The following is a 382-nucleotide window of genomic DNA, read 5'->3' on the forward strand; positions in this document are numbered from 1 at the left end:
CACTTAATCTCGGATGTAATGAACTGTCTCGTAATCTCATTAATGTAGTTAAGGCATGACTATCTTCATTTTCAATTTGATTACTTATCGTTCCTTCATAGACATCGCGCTGATACCCGACCATCGTAGATTCTAATTCTTTCAGGTACTCCCACCCATCAAAGTGTCCACCAGCATACATATTCTTAGCCGGTAGGCCCTTCAGGTTATCTTCTTTAACTCGTCTAAGCATCAAAGCACCCACCGCAATACGCAACTCTCTCCCTAGTCTAGCTCTGACCTCTTCAACTTCATCTCCGGCAGATTTGAGAATAGGTGAAATGTAGTGAGAACGGAACTCCTGATAAGTCCCTAAATACCCGGGAGAGGCAGTGTCCATTAA

Annotated in this window: 1 pseudogene; it reads right to left on the reverse strand. The window is 43.2% G+C overall.

What is annotated here, in order from left to right:
* Nucleotides 1-382, reverse strand: a pseudogene (locus AB4486_RS28330) (helicase); the annotation flags it as partial.

The sequence above is a fragment of the Vibrio sp. 10N.222.55.C6 genome (assembly GCF_041473395.1).
Classification (GTDB): Bacteria; Pseudomonadota; Gammaproteobacteria; order Enterobacterales; family Vibrionaceae; genus Vibrio; species Vibrio crassostreae_C.